Origin of the sequence: Geobacillus sp. FJAT-46040, assembly GCF_002335725.1 — a bacterium.
GTDB classification, from domain to species: Bacteria; Bacillota; Bacilli; order Bacillales; family Anoxybacillaceae; genus Geobacillus; species Geobacillus thermoleovorans.
The window spans coordinates 1,604,316-1,606,053 of record NZ_NISS01000001.1; the positions used below are offsets into that span (position 1 = coordinate 1,604,316).

The window sequence follows — 1,738 nt, forward strand, 5'->3', positions numbered from 1 at the left end:
AGCTGCCGGATGGACGCATCCAACGCTCACTGGATCGCTCCCTCACCCCTGAACAACGAAGGATTCTGCAGGGGTTGGGGCTGGATGAGAGCATTTACGTGTAACGTCATACGGAACGACCAGCGATGGTAAAAAAAGGATTGCCATCGCTCGTTGTGTTGGTCAAAAAGTTATTCTGAAAAACTAAATAAAAAATCCTTTGTTTTGACCTTGTTAGGGTGCGAAATGTGAGTCAAACAGTGGTTTTTCACCAACCTTCTAGAGGCGGCATCAGGCCGCAAAGTGTTGATCTGTCAATATGACTCAAGGGAGGAATGGAACGATGAGACCCCCCGCCCTATTTCTCGCTCACGGTTCGCCGATGTTGGCGATCGAAGACAATGCGTACACGGCGTTTTTGGGCAAACTCGGGGAAGGAATTCGCCCGCAGGCGGTCGTCATCTTTACCGCGCATTGGATGACGCGCCAACCGACGGTTTCGGCGGTTGAGGGGACGTATGACATGATTTATGATTTTTCCGGGTTTCCGCGCGAGCTGTATGAAGTGGTGTATCCGGCGCGCGGGTCGGTCGAGTGGGCGGAGCGCGTGCGGGAGCGCCTCTCTAGTGTGACGGACGTAGTCATCGATCAAACGCGCGGGCTGGATCACGGCTCATGGGTGCTGCTTTGCCGCTTATTTCCAAAAGCGGATATTCCCGTTGTGCAAGCGTCGGTCGTGCCGTGGTGGACGCCGAAGCAATTGTTCCAGCTTGGTGAGGCGCTGCGTCCATTGCGTGACGAAGGATTGATGGTCATCGGCAGCGGCGGGACGGTGCACAATTTGATGGCGCTCCGTTGGGAAGGGCATGCGGAGGCAGAAAGCTGGGCGGCCGCTTTTGATGACTGGCTGTTGCGCGAGTCAGCCGCCCGCAGTGAGGATGTATTCCATTATGAAGAAAAAGCACCTTACGCCAAGCAGGCCGTACCGACCCCCGAACACCTCGCGCCGTATTGGATCGCTTACGGCGCAGGCGATCGCGGCGGGGCGCCGCGCGTGTTGTTCCGAGAATATCAATATGGAAGCTTAAGCCTCATGGCTGTGTCTTTGTGACATACTCCCACCACCTACGCTTCGCTTAGAGGTGGGGGCTTCTCGGGTAATCCCATCTCATGATGGGAAGTTGACCGAGCGATCCCCGTGTGCCCCACGGTTCGAGGACAAATTAGACGATCGCCAATCGTTTCATGCCCTCATGTTTGATATTGATGGCCGCATTGACGTCCCTGTCGCTCTCGAATCCACATTCACAGCGGAATGTCCGTTCAGAAAGCGATAGAGACTCCTTGACTCGACCGCAGCACGAACACGTTTTGGACGAGGGGAACCATTTGTCGATTTTGATCAGCTTCTTCCCCTGTTCGGCCAGCTTGTACTGAAGGAAAGTGGTGAACATGCCCCAGCCGTTGTCATGAACGCCTTGACCGAAATGGAGGGCTTGTGACATCCCTTTCATGTTGAGGTCTTCGATGACCACGCAATCATACCGTTTCGCTAATTTGTGCGACTCCTTATGCAGAAAGTCCTTGCGCTGGTTGGCAATTTTCTCATGCAGCTTCGCTACTTTCAGACGCTGTTTGTGCCAACGATTCGAGCCTTTCTTTTTACGAGACAATTTACGCTGTTCTTTCGCTAATGTTTCCAATGCTTTGCGATAGAATCGAGGATAATTGGCTCTCTTACCCTCGCTATCGACATACA

The 1,738-nt window shown here is 53.5% G+C and carries 2 protein-coding genes; one reads left to right on the forward strand and one right to left on the reverse strand.

Annotated elements, in window-relative coordinates; genetic code table 11:
* Positions 1 to 322 precede the first annotated feature (322 nt).
* Positions 323 to 1,090 carry a DODA-type extradiol aromatic ring-opening family dioxygenase gene (locus CD000_RS08465; protein ID WP_096225447.1) on the forward strand — a complete coding sequence of 256 codons (768 nt, stop codon included), beginning with the start codon at positions 323 to 325 and terminating at the stop codon, positions 1,088 to 1,090.
* A 112-nt stretch (positions 1,091 to 1,202) separates the two neighbouring features.
* On the opposite strand, the gene CD000_RS08470 is transcribed toward CD000_RS08465, so the two are convergent.
* On the reverse strand, positions 1,203 to 1,738 hold a 536-nt coding region (locus tag CD000_RS08470; protein ID WP_143425281.1), incomplete at its 5' end, for an RNA-guided endonuclease InsQ/TnpB family protein.